The sequence below is a fragment of the Neptunomonas phycophila genome (genome assembly GCF_001922575.1).
In the GTDB taxonomy this organism is placed as follows: domain Bacteria; phylum Pseudomonadota; class Gammaproteobacteria; order Pseudomonadales; family Balneatricaceae; genus Neptunomonas; species Neptunomonas phycophila.
Genome location: NZ_MRCI01000003.1, coordinates 1 through 16387 on the forward strand (window position 1 = coordinate 1; position 16387 = coordinate 16387).

Below are 16387 nucleotides of genomic sequence, written 5' to 3' on the forward strand. Positions count from 1 at the left end.
TGACACCTATCAAGCCTGTAATACCGAATACGATACCTGCTAGGTACAGAATGTAGACCAGCTTTGCAGAGCCGCTATTGGTTGATGAGGTGTTGATCACTTGATCAGTCATGTGAAGTTCCTTTTCTGTCATTTTGGATTATGTTGTTTTAAAGCTACGGCTCAACTAAGCACGTTGCCGAGCCTGTCATAATGGTTCCACCGTGGCTGGTTTTGCAGCCGACGTACGCGATGGGTTTACCGTTCATATCCATGGTTGATGAACCTTGAACGATAACCGCGCCACAGCCGATTTTATCACCGACCGTAGCAACGCGTTAACCGTCGACTTCTGAATCAGAAGCGACGGAAACGATAGGGGTGGTTCCACAGCCTTTTTTAGGGCAGGAGTGGAGGTCTCCTAGGCGGGCTATGGGCTTCATTATTGTTTTATTTTAACCTGACCGTTTTTATCAAACCAAAAGTGCATAATAGGTTCGAAAGATTCCGAGGTTTCAGAGTTTTTCATGCTGAACGGAGATGGAGCCAAAGTAAACAACTTTCTATCCTCAGTCACATAAACTCTTGAATCATCCAATTCAAAATCAGATAACTTAAAATCAGCATTAGTCATAACCTTGCCAAACACCGAATTAAAGATATCGTCAATAGCCTCCCCTGTATCTTTATTATACTTCACAAAGCTTGGTGAATAATATTTTTTAAAATCAGATACATTTCTCTCCTTAAACATTTGATATACCTTCTTATACTCTATTGCTAACTTATCCTTTAAATTATCAGTATTTTTTACCAGTACTGCTTCATCAAGGTACTTCGATCGATACAATTCAGGATAATTTATATCAAAACCCACACTTATTACATAACCTTCAGGCTTTTCTTTGATATCACAGCCGTTTTCGACAATAGTGATATTGCCGCCTAAGCCTTCAAGTTCGCAGCGATCAGCCTTTTCAAAATCAAAAGTTAAAATATAACCGTCATTAACGCTTTCAAAAGGCATTGTAAAGTTATTTACTTCCCAAGACTTAAATAATACTTTTAATTCTGCACTGCTTTTCTTATCAACTTTATGCGTTATAAAGGTCAAATTATTTCTTCCATTATATAGCATATATTTAAAATCCAAATTAGACTGCATCGAACCTGACGTACCTAGATCATACCCAGGATCAATAAAGGGCACATTATTCACATACAAGTCCAAAAAAACATTATCAACCTTATAGTCAAATCCAAAATCTAGGTCCATAGCTTTTACTCCCTCAGCATAAAAAAATAAATACAAAATACCGCTTACAAAAAATCTTTTAAGCATATACCACCTTCTATATAGTAAAGGATCCTAAAGTTTCTTTTTGAAAAATCGGGATCTCACCTTTTGTTGTTTTTTCTATTGTTGTCTTGCTAAAACCGCCGGCAGCTTTACCAGTATACTCCAGTTTCAAACCTCCCCATTCAAGTTCACACTTAGCCAAGTAATCGACACCAGTCTCTCTGGAAAGATTTAACTCAATACTTGTTTGTGCATTTCCACTTGCTTCAAAACTCCCTTTTATGAAATAAACCTCTGCCTCTCCCTTAACAACTACTTCAAGAGTGACCGATACATACCCCCCACCACTTGCTTTATTTGTCCAAGCCAACTCATCACGCAGTTCTACACTTGCCGAGAACTCGCCTTTTATACCAGACTTTAGTATTAAGTTTATACCCGCATAAATCTTACCTTTAGCCTTACTATTCTCATTGCCCCAACCTTTAGCAGCACGTTCTCGCGCCTCTTCAATTTTCATAACAGAAGGGGTCGTGGGAACCGCCGCGCCACCCGCACCACCGGGACCGACACTCATTTTAGGGATAGCTTTAACGCTACCGCCAGAAACAACCACGGCGGCACTACCGGCTACCAAGGTAATTTTTGAGGCATCTAGAATAATATTGCCGGAGGCTTTAAACGTGAGGTCGCCACCTACTTTATTTTTCCAGTCTCCACCAACGGTTAGGCCTTTATCGCCATCGATTTTTTCGAGCTGTTTGCCTTTTACCGTCGCATCGTGATTGCCTTCGATGGTTTCTAAACGGTTTTTGGCGACCACAAGGTTAGAGTCATTCCCCACAGAGGTGGTGTCATCAAACTCGATACGTGACTGGCGCGAGTTTTCGACATGCGTTTCCATGTTCTTTTGGGCATGCATGTAGATGAACTCTTCATCGGCTTCATCTTCAAATGTGAGCTCGTTAAACCCAGTCCCTTTATGGGTTTGAGTTTTGATGGTCATCCGGGTTTTGCCGCTCGGTAATTGGTTAGGCGGCATTTGTTCGGCGTTGTAGACTCGCCCGGTGATAATAGGGCGGTCGGGGTTGCCATCGTAAAAATCGACGATGACTTCTTGGCCGATACGCGGGATAACTAAACTACCGTAGTTGCGGCCAGCCCAGTTTTGGCTAATGCGAACCTAGCACGAGCTGTTCTATTCTAGCTTTAGTTTAAATAGAGATGAAATCGAGGTGTGTAGACGATTACAAATAAGGGCTAGAACCGATAAAGAACCAGCTGGTAGGGTTCGGGTGTGCTTGCTGCTGATCCAGTGCTTTCATACTTATTAGCTGATGAGGTGTTAACCACTTGATCAGCCATGTGAAGTTCCTTTTCTGTCATTTTGGATTATGTTGTTTTAAAGCTACGGCTCAACTAAGCACGTTGCCGAGCCTGTCATAATGGTTCCACCGTGGCTGGTTTTGCAGCCGACGTACGCAATGGGTTTACCGTTCATATCCATGGTTGATGAGCCTTGAACGATAACCGCGCCACAGCCGGTTTTATCACCGACCGTAGCAACACGCTGACCGTCGACTTCTGAATCAGAAGCAACGGAAACGATAGGGGTGGTTCCACAGCCTTTTTTAGGGCAGGAGTGGAGGTCTCCTAGGCGGGCTATTGGTTTCATTAGTAACCTGTATCATATATGTAACATACTTCAAGCTCATCACCAAAATCACAAAAATACATTGCCCTTTCTGATACATATTCATCATTATTGTTTTTGTAAGTTAGAGGATTGGGAACGATCGAAAGCATTTTTTTATCCGGTGATATTCTTACAAAATGCGATCCCTCTTTTATTCGATAAAAGTCATCTCCAAAAATAAGACCATCTACATTTAATGGATCCTTGTCTAAAACCTCATTCGCGAACTCATCAATATCGTAGTTGATTACATTTGATAGATGCTTATTAACTCTTAACAATTTTTTCTTGTAAGAAAGCTCATCATTATTTTTTATAATTTTATAAATTTTTTCATAAGATTCCCACAATTTTTTTTCAACACTCGAATCAACCTCGTCAATTTTCTCAGCATCAATCCAACTTGGTTTTACAAGACCTTCATCATTTATAGAAAATTCGATAACAACTCTTTTAGAGTTCTCTTCAGAAATTCTATTAGCATATTGAATGGTATGCTCTTTTATCCTCACATCAGAGAGCAACGCCATAGTTTTACTATTATTAATTTTACTTCTTTGACTTTTTTTTGGCCCATCAACTTGATAGATCGAATCACTTTTACCGTTAAACCTTAGATTCATTAAATCAACCAACTCCTCACTATTTGAAGAGTTCATAGTTAACCCAACATCCAAATAAAATAATTCGCTATCAAACGTATAATTTTTTCTAGAAAGATTATACGGTTCAAAATCTATAACAATCCGATTATCACCACTCATCAAATACTGATTAGCATTTATATTATAATTCATTTCTCCTCTACCAAGCTTACTAACTACCTCAGCATCATTTATATACATTTTTAATACAGCTGAGTCACCATCCAACTTCACGTAATAATACTTCTGTTCACTCACAACAAAATCACTCCAAAAAACACAAAAAACAACTAATAAAGAGTTAAAAAAATCAGACCGTTTCCCAAACATCTTTTTCTCCTATTTTTGGTAGCAAAGGCACCTCAAACTTACTATTAATGAGATCGCTTTTATTACTAATCTCCGAAGTACTTTTTCTTGATAATGTTACATTCTCGTCTTCAGTTTCAAATGGGTTAACATCTTCAGATTTAGATGCGCTACCTGAAAAAACCCTAAAACTACCTTTCGCATACAAGCCTTCAAAATAATAATATTTTTCTTTAACTAAGCCATCTTTAGTCAGACACTCTCTAACGCCAAAATGAGAAGCTGTTTCTGCAGAAAGTTTCGCTTCTGCTCCTCCAGTAAAGTACCATTTATTAATACCGACTTCAGCTTTCATCTCTAGTGTAATTTTAAAAGTAACCACCCCGCTAAAATTGAAGTCAAAATCTTCATTGCCAGCTTTGTTACCAGAGTTATTTACCCAAATTTCTTTTTTCCCATCAAACCCACCAGATAATTTACCTTCAACACTAAAAGTTAAATCACATCCAATATCAATATATGCTGGATTGTTTTTATTTGATGCTTTTTTTCTAGCATCTCTAAATGCATCCGCAAGCTTAGGTACACGTGCAATAAAGAGTTCTAAGAGATCAAACTTTACCGAAATAGTTGGTATTAGCGAAATTGACGGACTATCATATACCAGTCTATATCCTGTGTTCTTTGTAACATTTTCGTTGTAAATTTTCCCAACACTAACTCCTACTCCAAAGCCAATTTCAACACTTGACGTTTTAGATTGTACTTTATCTGCACCGACATTTTCTTTAATTCTATATTTGTCTGTTTTTTTACTCTCTTTATCAAAGATCTTGAGAAGATCAATCATATTATCAATAGCTTTTTCGAAGAAAGGTCTATTAGTACCACTGGGTTTTAAAACTTTACTTTTATCGGGCTGATTACTATTTATAAGACCCTCCTCAGCAGCTTTTATACTAACTTTTTGACTACCATAAGTAAGTTCAAAATTTCCGGTTTCTAACGACCACCCAATTTGGGTTTTCCCTGCATAAGGTATTTTCACAAATACCTTAGCTAAGAATTTTTCACATGACAATTCCATATAAGGAACAGGATTAACTATAATCTCTGTAGTACCTTCAGGAGAGCAACATTGATCTACTTTAAAGCGATATTGGTCGGAATCTGAAGATGACTCATACATACTGTAATACATCATGAAATATATTAAATATGAAAGCTCATCAGGAAAATAGGCACTGGCCAATCCAAAGAGAGCAAACTCTTTCCTGATTGGGACCTTTTCTTTTTTAACTATATTTCTATCTTTAAAGTAATTTGCAGAAGCTTTAACACATGGTTTCTCACTTAAGCCTTGTTTACAAGGGTTCCCTGTAATTTCTACTTGGACATTTTCTTCAACCCCTGCCGATACTATTTCTTTTAGTACTAGATGAAGCTTATTATCTTTTTTTCCACTTTCCTCTAATGGCCACTTTATACACCTAGTTGCGTCTTTTGAATCTTTCACCATTACACTTTCAATACAACATGATGACAAAGGCTTGCAATCACAGTTTGGGGAAGATAGTTCTTTATCTTGTATAATATCAGAATCTGCCTCTACCTCCTTAGGTATAGGGCTATCCGACAAGTGCTCGCCACCACGTTTTAGATAATCTTCATACTGATTAATGATCGTTGCATCTTCCGTACTGGCCCTTACAACAGGGTCATGATTCATTACGTTTTCTATCGATCGCAGTGTTTCATTTGCGTTCTTAAATTTTTCGGGGTGCTCATTAGCCAAATAAGCGATATCTTCTAGCGTCGGTTTATAAATGCCTGTCATCGTAATTCCTTTTACTTCATCTTGGATCGTTTCAGCAAGTCCCTTCGGACTTTGCCTCTCGGGATCCAATCAAATAATTCATTTCTTCGTTGCCAGGCATACAGTGCTTGGTTTTCGATAATAGACTGCGCATCGTCATACCCCTTAGGAAACTCTTCTCCGAATTGGAGCATGCACTGTGCAAGCGTGGTCACCTGACGCTGCGATGTCATGCCCACCTCTTTACCTTTTTGATTCCCTAAGATGGCCGCCTTACAATATGAGTCTGGTAAAAACTCATTTTTATAAAGCTCACTTAAGCTTCTCGCCAACTGCCTCTCCGCCCGAACCCCATGCAGTTCCCCAAACCGTTCGAATTCGCGCTCAGTGACTTTAAACGCTTTTCGGCTGTTCACCGTTCCGTCCGGGAGTTCGGCTTGTGGTGCCACGGCGAGGATTCGGCCTTGGTAGGTGTATTCCTCACCAAAGAGGTCGACGCTGTTGTCGATGTCTTCGTGTTCGGCTAAGCCAAGCAGAGGCGATAGGGGGATGTATAGCTGTTCGATGGGTTGCAGGAGTCGGCCGATTTTCCAATCATCTAAGATGTGTAGCGAGTCGAGCAATACGCGCGGGTCGTAGAAACGGTAGTAGATGGGCGATTTGTCGTCCGCCGGTGTCCAGAGCATGGTGAATAGTCGAAAGTGCTCGCGCAGCGCTTTGATGGGTTGATTGCTGCTAAAGACGATACCGCTGTGGTTGATTTGGTCTTGTTCTTTAAACCGTTCAGTAACTGGGTTGTCGGGGTCAAGCTTGACTAACCACGGGGCCATGGCTCGGTTTTCTTCATCCAGTGTGCTGTACAGGCAAGCGTGCGGTGGGTCGTGCGCTTCTAGCTCGTGCTGGATCTCTGGCCAGTTAGCGCCATCGATGATGGCCCATAGCGCGAATGGGGCGCTGTGGTGAAGTTGCGCAGCTTGCTGGAGTAGGGTGGTTTGCTGTTGGATGGCTTCCCAATCTAACTCGGTTAACGTCGGCAGCGGCCATTGCGGTTGGGGTGGCTCTGGGGTTGCTGATGCTGGCGGCGTGTTGTGCGGGCCTTCTACGTCCATGTCGCTGCGTAGATCCGCTGCGCTATTGTCTGTTGATCCATACTCATGAGCTATTTCAGGATTTTCAGACACCTCTTCTACACTCGGGACGCTGGGTTTGGCCTCGGTTTCTTCTAATGCTTGAAAACGACCAAAGATGACCGGCGAGGCAGGGGTGGCTTGTCGTGCTAGCTGCACTAAGTCTTGTGCCATGCCGCGCGTTTTAAAGCGTTGCAGTAGAGGCTCTACGTCGCCTAAACGAATTAGATCGAGCCCGTTATGCTGCAGTGATTGATAGAGCTGTGCTTTGTAGTCTTCCGGTGAGCGAGCCAGTACGATGGCATAGGCAATTGCTTGCAGCGCTTGGCCTTCCCAAAAGCGAAGTTTGCCCGGTTGCGCCATGACCTGACATGCCCCAATCCAAGCTTGCGGACTTTGACTAGCGCTGTTGGTCATCGATGTAGCCTTCTGGTTCATGAAGCTTCTTTATCGGCGTTCGGGCAGTGGGATACAAACGGGGATCCCGTACCCGCCGCTGCTTTCATAACAGAAGGGGTCGTGGGAACCGCCGCGCCACCCGCACCACCGGGACCGACACTCATTTTAGGGATAGCTTTAACGCTACCGCCAGAAACAACCACGGCGGCACTACCGGCTACCAAGGTAATTTTTGAGGCATCTAGAATAATATTGCCGGAGGCTTTAAACGTGAGGTCGCCACCTACTTTATTTTTCCAGTCTCCACCAACGGTTAGGCCTTTATCGCCATCGATTTTTTCGAGCTGTTTGCCTTTTACCGTCGCATCGTGATTGCCTTCGATGGTTTCTAAACGGTTTTTGGCGACCACAAGGTTAGAGTCATTCCCCACAGAGGTGGTGTCATCAAACTCGATACGTGACTGGCGCGAGTTTTCGACATGCGTTTCCATGTTCTTTTGGGCATGCATGTAGATGAACTCTTCATCGGCTTCATCTTCAAATGTGAGCTCGTTAAACCCAGTCCCTTTATGGGTTTGAGTTTTGATGGTCATCCGGGTTTTGCCGCTCGGTAATTGGTTAGGCGGCATTTGTTCGGCGTTGTAGACTCGCCCGGTGATAATAGGGCGGTCGGGGTTGCCATCGTAAAAATCGACGATCACTTCTTGGCCGATACGCGGGATAACTAAACTACCGTAGTTGCGGCCAGCCCAGTTTTGGCTAATGCGAACCCAGCACGAGCTGTTCTCGTTGTGTTGGCCGTAACGGTCCCAAGGAAACTGGATCTTAACGCGACCGTATTCATCGGTGTAGATTTCTTCACCCGCGGGACCTACCACCACTGCGCTTTGCGGGCCTTGCATGCTAGGCCAAGGCGTTTTTTGTTCGGGACGGAAGATGGTGTCAGAACTGATACAGCGAAATGCATTGCTGTAGCTTTTCTCTTGCTCGTCGTTGCTGGTAAATGAATAATCTTGTGCGGTATGCGCCACACTCAGCAATACATATTCGCCTTGTTCTTCGGGCGAATCTTCATGCCGATTAAGGGTAAAACTATGGCCCGCCGTAAAGCTTCGACAGCCACTTTCACCATTGACGGCATTGTAAGCCGCCTCATCGGCTTCGACGCGAATACGTGAGAACTGATCGCCTAGGGACTTATCGTGATAACGCCCGGGATAACGGTAGTGTTCATACTTAGCAACGCCCGACACCTCCATATTAGCGGCGGCCGAGGTTTGTAAGCGATTACTAGGCTTTTTAAAATCAAAGTCACGATGCGTATGGCGACCTGCCATAAACTCGAACGAGTGATACCAATTATGAATGGTATGCTCCGACTGAGAGCCCGCATTGTAGCTTACCGACTCTTCTTCGCAGGCACCGTAGCCTCCGATATGATCACTAAGAACCAGCGTATGGGAATCAGCACTGTGCTCAAAGTAATAATAAATACCTTCTTCTTCGAGCAAGCGTGATACAAAATCAAAATCGCTCTCTTGATACTGTACGCAATATTCGCGTGCAGGATGCTGGCCTACCACACGGAACTGGAAGTCGCTAAAACCGTTCTCTTTAAAGATGGAAGAGACGATATCTTGTACGGTTTTAAACTGAAAAATCTTACAGTCACTGGTTTGGGTTAAAAACCACAACCAAGGCACCACAACGGCGGAGTAACCACGCAAATCATGTAGGTGTTGGCCTTCTTGCTTAAAGCTTTTGATGTAACCATTAATGTAGCGATATTCATTGGTTACCAGCAGCGCGTTTTCATCAGTGGCAGCAATTTTTAAGGTAACGTTTTGGCCGACAATATCAACAGGTTTAATATTGTTACGTGATGAATAGGCTTCGATGTTAATTTCGAACAATGACGATACAGACTCTTCACCTTCAAGACGAGTTAGCAGTAATACGTCATCGCCTAGCGGGCTATCCATTGCCAATAGGCGGCCTTGCTGGGTAAACACAGCCATACACTTCCTTGTATGAAATTCTCAGATTTGTAACAAAAATAAATTAAGTACTTGTTTTATAAGCCGTTTCAAACGGATGTTTAAAAACACATAGCCTAAAACCCAAAACAACAGCCGTAGCTGTTGTTTCAGGTACCCCTACAAATGCAGGATTACAGACGAACGCCAGTGGCGATGTCGTAGCCTGCAGGGACGCTACCTTCTGGCTGATGTTGCTCATTCCAGTTGGTGTACTTCATCTCTACTTTAGTGAAGTTTAGCGATACTGCTTCAACAGGACGGTCGCCGTTGCTCATTACGCTGTAGCCACTGATCAACGTATTAGTCAGCGTGTATTCCATGTATGTTTCAATACCACCTGGAGTAGTTTGAACCATATGGATTTTAGCTGTTTTACCTTGACCTACGCAGGATTCAGCGAAGAACAATGGAGACGTTTTGTCCATTTTAGTTGTTAACGTGATTTCACCAACAACCGGTGTTGTAGACTCACGATCTTTACCTTGACCAGGCTTAGTTGTAAGGCTACGGTTTACGCTCCACTCCATTGAGTCACATTCAACCCAGTTTTCGTGGCCAGCTGCTGTTACGTCACCATCGAGTCCGTCGATTTTTAGATAAATTGCCATCTGTTTAAAGGTCCTTTTTTTGACAACATTTAAGAAAGTGCTCCAGCCCAAAGGCCGGTATTAGAAAGGAAGTCTGCAAATGCACACAGCTAGCGCGGAGATACAAATGGAAGATGTCCTTTTCTTACCATTCTTTAAAACTAAAGCTGAGCGATTGTAACGAATCTAGCGACAGTTTCAAAGGCGAAAATGGCACCAAATTCGTACAGGTCTGGGATTAGCTTTTTTACTTGTCTGCCAACGCTTTGTGCAACTCTTTTAGGCGCTTTACAACCTGATGGTTGATACTGCGCTGTGGGAAGCTGCCATCGTCTTTGCGCTTGCCGGGTGTCTTGTCCATTAAGATACCTAAGCACTCATCCACCGTAGATACCGCATAAACATGAAACAAGCCTTGCTCAGCGGCTTCGACGACTTCTTTTTTAAGCATCAAGTTACGCACGTTAGCTTTAGGGATGACCACCCCTTGCTTGCCCGTTAAACCGCGAGTTTGGCAAAGCTTAAAGAAACCTTCTATCTTCTCGTTTACACCGCCTATCGCTTGTACTTCTCCGTATTGGTTAATTGACCCAGTCACCGCAAAACATTGCTGGATAGGAATATGCGTGAGTGCCGAAATTAAAATACAGGTTTCGGCTAACGACGCACTGTCACCATCGACATAACCATACGATTGCTCCATGGCAATGCTCGCGGAGAGCGTTAGAGGGAAGTCTTGCGCGTATTGATGGCCTAAGAAGCCTGATAAAATCAAAACGCCTTTTGAATGGATAGACTGGCCTAGCTGCACTTCACGCTCAATATCCACAATACCGCGCGTGCCTGGGTGAACGGTTGCCGTGATGCGCGCCGGAGAACCAAAAGCCACATCGCCTACTTCCAGTACAGTAAGGCCATTACATTTACCTACCGCCTCACCATCGGTATCAATGAGGACAGTCTCGTTTAAGATACTTTCTAGAATCTTTTCTGATAAGCGGCCGGTACGCCGAGATTGTGCTTCTAGGGCCATCTCCACGTGATGAGCGGTAATCAGATCATCTTGATTGGCAATCCGTTTGTAATCAGCTTCGCACAGTAAATCCACTAAATCGCCAATGTGCGTGGATATTTTTTCTTGATCACCTGATAAGCGCGAGCTTTGCTCGACTAAACGCGCAACCGCTTCTCGTGTCAGAGGTGCTAGGCCTTCTTCAGCAGCAATGGTTTTCATTAAACGGGCATAGTTGCGTATCGAAGAGGGGTCACGTGCGACTTCTTCTTCAAAGTCGACCACCACACGGAACATCTTTTCGAAATCTTGATCCAGATCTTGCAACAGATAGTAAGTATCCCGACCACCGATTAATACAATTTTTACATGCAGCGGAATAGGAGCTGGGCTTAGCGAGATAGTGCTAATGCCTGTGTAATCGCTAATGGGGCTTTCGATACCGATTTCGTGCGCTTTCAATGCGCGTTTAAGCGCGCTGTAAACATAAGGTTGCTCCAGCAACTTTTCTGCTTCCAAGACTAAATAGCCGCCATTGGCTTTATGTAAGGCGCCGGGGCGAATCATTTGAAAGTTAGTCACCATCGCGCCCATATCGCTGTTGTACTCGACGCGGCCAAACATATTCTCGTAACTAGGGTGCGCTTCAAAGACGACGGGCTGGCCTTTGGTTTTGTTGTTATCAACTAATAGGTTGACCCCAAACATCTCGTCTAAGAGGTTACGTTTACCGACCTCCGAACGCGCCTCTAACAACTTTTCATCGCCCAGCAAATCGGCGCTATTTTTAACAATGTAGCTTTCTAGTTGATTAAAATAATCACTTAGACCGGCTATGTGGCTGTATTTTTCTTTAACGGCTTGTATGAGAGGCGAAATAGTTTGGCGCGCCGTATCGCGATCCAGCACTTTCATTTTTTCAGCCGCTTCACGTCGCCACTGAGGCATTTCGGTAAGACTTTCATTGAGATAATCTTCAAGGTCCGAAATGTTACGGTTAAAGGCATCCCGTATTTCTTCCGGTAACTGTGAGAACATTGCCTCGTCCATGGCCTGTCCTTCGGCAACCGGCGTAAAGCCAACGGAACCGGCATCACGGTATAACGCTATACTATGCTCGCGTGCGGCACGTTCTACCTGCTCGATGGCTTGATCGTAATGGCGGTTAAAGTCACGCTCTACTTTACTTTTACGGCGTAGGTATGCCGGGTTCTCGAAGGCGACCGGCAGTTCCGTCATCAGGGTTTCAATGAGTCGGCGGTTATCCCGACGAAGCTGCGTTGCTTTACCGGCCGGTAGCTCCACACTGATGGGATAGCGGCCGTCTTGCAGATTATTGAGGTAGCACCAGTCGGACGGTTTTTTTTCTTTTTTTGCGATGCCTTTCAGGTTTTCTAAGGCAAATGAAAAACGCCCCGTATGCGGATTCCCCATCACAAACAAATTATATCCAGGGCGGCGCATACCAACACCAAAGCCCATGGCTTCTAGCGCTCGCTCTTGTCCAAAAAATCCGGAGAAGCTTTCTAACGTTTCAGTGGTTCGAAAAGGAAGTAGGTCTGTGTCACAGACTTGATAAAGCGCTTTAGGTGTCAGGGGTAGGTGCTTTTCCATGTAGCGATTCCACAGCAGCAGGGTTTATATTTGTTATAACCCCTGCGCTGCAGTGATGCAAGGCAGCATTGAAAGTTAAGCCTTTGCATCTCCCTTAAAAATCAAGCAGATAACAACTGTTCACGAATTGAACGTGTTACCTCGGCTGTCTCCGGACGCACGCCTCGCCAAATATAGAAAGATTCGGCCGCTTGCTCGACCAGCATGCCCAAACCATCGACGCATTTATTAACGCCTTGCGCTTGCGCCCAGCGTAAGAACGCCGTTGGCTCTGCACCATACATCATGTCGTAACACAGCGAGTTAGCATCGACTAGCCCGTCAGGCATAACCGGAACGGTGCCATTTAAGCTTGCCGAGGTCCCGTTCACAATGACATCAAAGTAGCCGTTTAGGTCATCATATGCGCTTGCACTAACCAGGCCGTATTCGGCGAATGTGTCGGCTAAGTCTTGAGCCTTTGATACCGTGCGGTTGGCAATCACTATCTCCGCAGGTTTTTCATCTAAAAAGGGCAGAATAGCCCCGCGAACAGCCCCACCAGCTCCCATCATTAAAATACGCTTACCGGTTAAATCCACACCGTAATTTTTCGTAATATCTGTGACAATGCCAAAGCCGTCAGTATTATCAGCGCATAATTGCCCTTGTTCATTGACGTACAGCGTATTAACAGCGCCGGCTAGCGTGGCGCGCTCGGACCTAATATCAGCAATTTTCCAGGCATCTTCTTTAAACGGTACTGTAACGTTTAACCCTTTACCGCCTTGAGCCAAAAATGCCGCGACCCCTTCTTTAAAGTCATCAACTGGAATTAATAACTTCCCATAATCCATGTCTTGGCCTGTCGCTTTTGCAAAGGCAGCATGAATTTGAGGAGATTTAGAGTGTGCTACCGGATTTCCGGCAAGAACATACTGGTCCATTTTTACACCTCCAACCAATTACGTGGTGTTAAGTAACGCGTATACAGTTCAGCTTCTGGTGTGCCAGGCTCGGGGTGCCAATCGTATCCCCACTTCACGTCAGGTGGTAATGACATAAGGATAGATTCGGTGCGACCACCGGACTGAAGCCCAAACAAAGTGCCGCGGTCATACACCAAATTGAACTCCACGTATCGACCACGACGGTACGCCTGAAACTCTCGCTCACGTTCTCCAAACGGTGCAGCCTTGCGGCGCTCAACGATGGGCAGGTAAGCGTCTAAATAGGCGTTGCCAATTGACTGCATAAGCGCAAAACTTTTCTCAAAGCCTAGCTCATTTAAGTCGTCAAAAAACAAGCCGCCAACGCCTCGCGGCTCGTCACGGTGTTTAATATGAAAATAATCATCACACCATTGTTTATAGCGCGGGAAAATATCTTCGCCAAATGGCTCGCACGCATTTTTGGCCGTTTGGTGCCAATGACGGCAGTCTTCGTCATTGCCGTAATAAGGGGTTAAATCGAACCCGCCCCCAAACCACCAAACCGGATCTTCACCTTCTTTTTCAGCAATAAAAAAACGCACATTAGCATGCGAGGTGGGTATGTAAGGGTTGCGCGGATGCATCACCAATGACACGCCCATGGCCTGAAAACTGCGCCCAGCTAACTCTGGCCGATGTGCGGTTGCCGACGCAGGCATGGATTCACCAAACACATGAGAGAAGTTCACACCGCCTTTCTCAAAGATACCGCCCTCTGAAATTACACGCGTTCGTCCACCACCTCCGCTTGGCCTTTCCCATGCGTCTTCGACAAACACTTGTTTAGCATCGGCTTCAGCAAGTGCATCGCAAATGGAGTCTTGAAGGCTTAAAAGATAAGCTTTTACGGCATCAATGTTCGGTACGGACATAGTGTTCTCAGCTACTGTCAAAAGGAGCAGAAAGGCATACTTCCAACTCCTTTTGAGATTAATTTCGTATGATTTTACTGCCTTGCAATGACTGGATACGTGTAGGCCTATCCAAGCCACCTAACTTTCCATCCACTTTGTAATCTAGCCTAGAACCGAAGTAAGCATTTACTTCCCATAGGCTTTTAGCAGGCGCAGCCCCTCCAGGGTTAGCCGAAGTCGACACCAATGGCCCGTCCACTGCAGTACACAACGCACGTACTAAAGGGTGGTCACTAATGCGTACAGCAACCTCTGAATGCTTGCCTTTTATCCAGTTAGGTACCCATTCATGAGGGTCCGGCAGCAACCACGTATATGGCCCTGGCCAGGTTGCACTGAGACGCTCTTTTTCTTCCTCTGTTAAAGGATCAATCAAAGGCGCTACCTGAGATAACGACGCCGCTATCAAGATAACACCCTTTTCTACTGGGCGACGTTTCAGTAACAAAAGACGCTCCACTGCCGACGCATTAAAGGGATCACATCCCAAACCCCAAACAGCTTCTGTCGGGTATGCGATAACGCCTCCTTGGCGAACAACACGCGCTGCCTGAGATATATGCCATGTATTCATTACATAAAAGCTCTCAACAAGATGTACAAAATACGTAAAAAAACGAGAAACAAAGAAGCGGAAAACTACCTCTTTAGCGGGGCAGATGCAACTCGACTAGCCGAGAAACGAACAGGTTATAAAGGATGACAAGCAACTACTGAACAGCGTATTTAACGAATACGCCGATAGCCTCCCGCTACAGATTCAATCCACCCAAAGAGCTCTAGCTCGACAAGTACTGTACTCAATTGGTCATGCGCGAGGCTTAGATTAAGGCATATATCTTCAACAAACGTGTGGGAGTAGTCGATACCTTGAAGCACTCTTTGCTGGCTAGCGTCGAGTTCCGATAAATCAGCCTCTAACAAAGGAGCCTGTTCCATCGTAGGGATAGCCGAAACCCTTTTTTGTGTTGTTTTTTGCTGAGCAGTATCGACAAACGCACGGTATCCACCTAAAAAGCCGCGTAGCTCGTCCACCATGTGATCCATAGATTCCACGAGCGTGGCCCCTTGGCGGATTAAAGCATGACACCCTCGGCTTCCAGGATGATCAATAGAACCCGGCAGCGCAAAAACCTCTCGCCCTTGCTGCAAAGCTTGACGAGCTGTAATGAGAGAGCCGCTTTTTACCGCCGCCTCGACCACCAAAACGCCCGTCGACAACCCACTGATAATACGATTACGACGAGGAAAGTGAGGAGCAAGCGGAGGCGCACCGGGTAACAACTCAGACACAAGCGCACCACCTGATGCCAAAATAGCCTCGGCCAAGCCTTTATGTCGAGCTGGGTAAACTTTATCGATACCTGTCCCCATAACCGCGATAGTTGGCTTTTGTAGCTCAACCGCGGCTTTATGAGCCTCGCCATCAATGCCTAGCGCTAAACCACTACTAACGACAAAGCCTGCCTCTGTTAGCGCTTTAGAAAACTGGTAAGCATGGCGCAACCCGCCAGCGCTGGCATGGCGACTCCCAACCAATGCAATCATGGGTAGATGCAAGGCCTCAACATTGCCTTTAACAAATAACAGAATAGGGTGGTCAGGTGCGGCTCGCAGTAATGGTGGGTAATCATCGCTATCCGGCATGAGCAGCCTTGCGTTAAGCGAGGTTAACGAGGCTTCCACCTCGCAACACTGCTCCCATAACGTGCCGCGTTGATCAACAAAATCTATGAGTTGCGTACGGTTTTCACTAGAAATAGCAAAAGGAGAGTGGTCCGTTTGCGCCAGTAATCGTTGCGGCGTCCAATCGTTATAAAACAGCCGCGAGAGCTTTGCCGGACCAATACCCGACAGCAAACTGAGCCCTATCCAATCCTTTGGATCAGCCACATGCATTATCCTTAATCAATGGCGCTTTGCTTAACGTTAGCTAAAAGCGCCGGCTGAATAGCCTTGCAACCTGTGCTGTAGGTCGCA

General features: G+C 45.0%; 13 protein-coding genes and 1 pseudogene. All 14 read right to left on the minus strand.

The window, feature by feature from the left end; all coding sequences use genetic code 11:
- Window positions 1-155 precede the first annotated feature (155 nt).
- Window positions 156-305: pseudogene (locus BS617_RS18430) on the minus strand (PAAR domain-containing protein); the annotation flags it as partial.
- Window positions 306-421: 116 nt separating this feature from the next.
- The gene (locus tag BS617_RS15490) at window positions 422-1321 is read right to left on the minus strand and encodes a hypothetical protein (protein ID WP_075173907.1); all 900 of its coding nucleotides are present in this window, start codon (window positions 1319-1321) and stop codon (window positions 422-424) included.
- Between the two features lie 10 nt (window positions 1322-1331).
- Complete coding sequence (locus BS617_RS15495) at window positions 1332-2456, minus strand: type VI secretion system Vgr family protein (protein ID WP_083610155.1); 1125 nt, start codon at window positions 2454-2456, stop codon at window positions 1332-1334.
- 231 nt (window positions 2457-2687) lie between these two features.
- The gene (locus BS617_RS15500) at window positions 2688-2954 is read right to left on the minus strand and encodes a PAAR domain-containing protein (RefSeq protein ID WP_075173909.1); all 267 of its coding nucleotides are present in this window, start codon (window positions 2952-2954) and stop codon (window positions 2688-2690) included.
- Window positions 2954-3949 carry a hypothetical protein gene (locus BS617_RS15505; RefSeq protein WP_075173910.1) on the minus strand — a complete coding sequence of 332 codons (996 nt, stop codon included), beginning with the start codon at window positions 3947-3949 and terminating at the stop codon, window positions 2954-2956. The genes BS617_RS15500 and BS617_RS15505 overlap by 1 nt, the downstream gene beginning before the upstream one ends.
- Entirely contained in the window at window positions 3930-5765 is a 1836-nt protein-coding gene (locus tag BS617_RS15510) for a hypothetical protein (protein ID WP_075173911.1), read from the minus strand. Before BS617_RS15510 ends, BS617_RS15505 begins: the two co-directional genes overlap by 20 nt.
- An 11-nt stretch (window positions 5766-5776) precedes the next feature.
- Window positions 5777-7309, minus strand: a complete 1533-nt coding sequence (locus BS617_RS15515; RefSeq protein WP_075173912.1) for a DUF4123 domain-containing protein — start codon at window positions 7307-7309, stop codon at window positions 5777-5779.
- Window positions 7306-9288, minus strand: a complete 1983-nt coding sequence (locus BS617_RS15520; RefSeq protein WP_075173913.1) for a type VI secretion system Vgr family protein — start codon at window positions 9286-9288, stop codon at window positions 7306-7308. The genes BS617_RS15515 and BS617_RS15520 overlap by 4 nt, the downstream gene beginning before the upstream one ends.
- Window positions 9289-9440: 152 nt before the next feature.
- Window positions 9441-9917 (minus strand): Hcp family type VI secretion system effector, encoded by a 477-nt coding sequence (locus BS617_RS15525; RefSeq protein WP_075173914.1) that lies wholly within the window; start codon window positions 9915-9917, stop codon window positions 9441-9443.
- 226 nt (window positions 9918-10143) lie between these two features.
- Complete coding sequence (locus BS617_RS15530; RefSeq protein ID WP_075173915.1) at window positions 10144-12522, minus strand: Lon protease family protein; 2379 nt, start codon at window positions 12520-12522, stop codon at window positions 10144-10146.
- A 101-nt stretch (window positions 12523-12623) separates the two neighbouring features.
- Window positions 12624-13448, minus strand: coding sequence for a shikimate dehydrogenase (gene aroE / locus BS617_RS15535; RefSeq protein WP_075173916.1), 825 nt, complete (start codon window positions 13446-13448; stop codon window positions 12624-12626).
- Between the two features lie 2 nt (window positions 13449-13450).
- Window positions 13451-14365 carry an oxygen-dependent coproporphyrinogen oxidase gene (hemF, locus tag BS617_RS15540; protein ID WP_075174106.1) on the minus strand — a complete coding sequence of 305 codons (915 nt, stop codon included), beginning with the start codon at window positions 14363-14365 and terminating at the stop codon, window positions 13451-13453.
- A 58-nt stretch (window positions 14366-14423) separates the two neighbouring features.
- Window positions 14424-14981 (minus strand): L-threonylcarbamoyladenylate synthase type 1 TsaC, encoded by a 558-nt coding sequence (gene tsaC, locus BS617_RS15545; RefSeq protein WP_075173917.1) that lies wholly within the window; start codon window positions 14979-14981, stop codon window positions 14424-14426.
- 152 nt (window positions 14982-15133) lie between these two features.
- The gene (gene dprA / locus BS617_RS15550; protein ID WP_212667471.1) at window positions 15134-16300 is read right to left on the minus strand and encodes a DNA-processing protein DprA; all 1167 of its coding nucleotides are present in this window, start codon (window positions 16298-16300) and stop codon (window positions 15134-15136) included.
- Window positions 16301-16387: the final 87 nt, after the last annotated feature.

What these genes read in the sequence shown, in the direction of transcription:
- BS617_RS15490 (WP_075173907.1), bottom strand. Translation starts at nt 1,321, where the DNA reads ATGCTTAAAAGATTTTTTGTAAGCGGTATTTTGTATTTATTTTTTTAT.
- BS617_RS15500 (WP_075173909.1), bottom strand. Translation starts at nt 2,954, where the DNA reads ATGAAACCAATAGCCCGCCTAGGAGACCTCCACTCCTGCCCTAAAAAA.
- BS617_RS15505 (WP_075173910.1), bottom strand. Translation starts at nt 3,949, where the DNA reads ATGTTTGGGAAACGGTCTGATTTTTTTAACTCTTTATTAGTTGTTTTT.
- BS617_RS15510 (WP_075173911.1), bottom strand. Translation starts at nt 5,765, where the DNA reads ATGACAGGCATTTATAAACCGACGCTAGAAGATATCGCTTATTTGGCT.
- BS617_RS15515 (WP_075173912.1), bottom strand. Translation starts at nt 7,309, where the DNA reads ATGAACCAGAAGGCTACATCGATGACCAACAGCGCTAGTCAAAGTCCG.
- BS617_RS15520 (WP_075173913.1), bottom strand. Translation starts at nt 9,288, where the DNA reads ATGGCTGTGTTTACCCAGCAAGGCCGCCTATTGGCAATGGATAGCCCG.
- BS617_RS15525 (WP_075173914.1), bottom strand. Translation starts at nt 9,917, where the DNA reads ATGGCAATTTATCTAAAAATCGACGGACTCGATGGTGACGTAACAGCA.
- BS617_RS15530 (WP_075173915.1), bottom strand. Translation starts at nt 12,522, where the DNA reads ATGGAAAAGCACCTACCCCTGACACCTAAAGCGCTTTATCAAGTCTGT.
- aroE (WP_075173916.1), bottom strand. Translation starts at nt 13,448, where the DNA reads ATGGACCAGTATGTTCTTGCCGGAAATCCGGTAGCACACTCTAAATCT.
- hemF (WP_075174106.1), bottom strand. Translation starts at nt 14,365, where the DNA reads ATGTCCGTACCGAACATTGATGCCGTAAAAGCTTATCTTTTAAGCCTT.
- tsaC (WP_075173917.1), bottom strand. Translation starts at nt 14,981, where the DNA reads ATGAATACATGGCATATATCTCAGGCAGCGCGTGTTGTTCGCCAAGGA.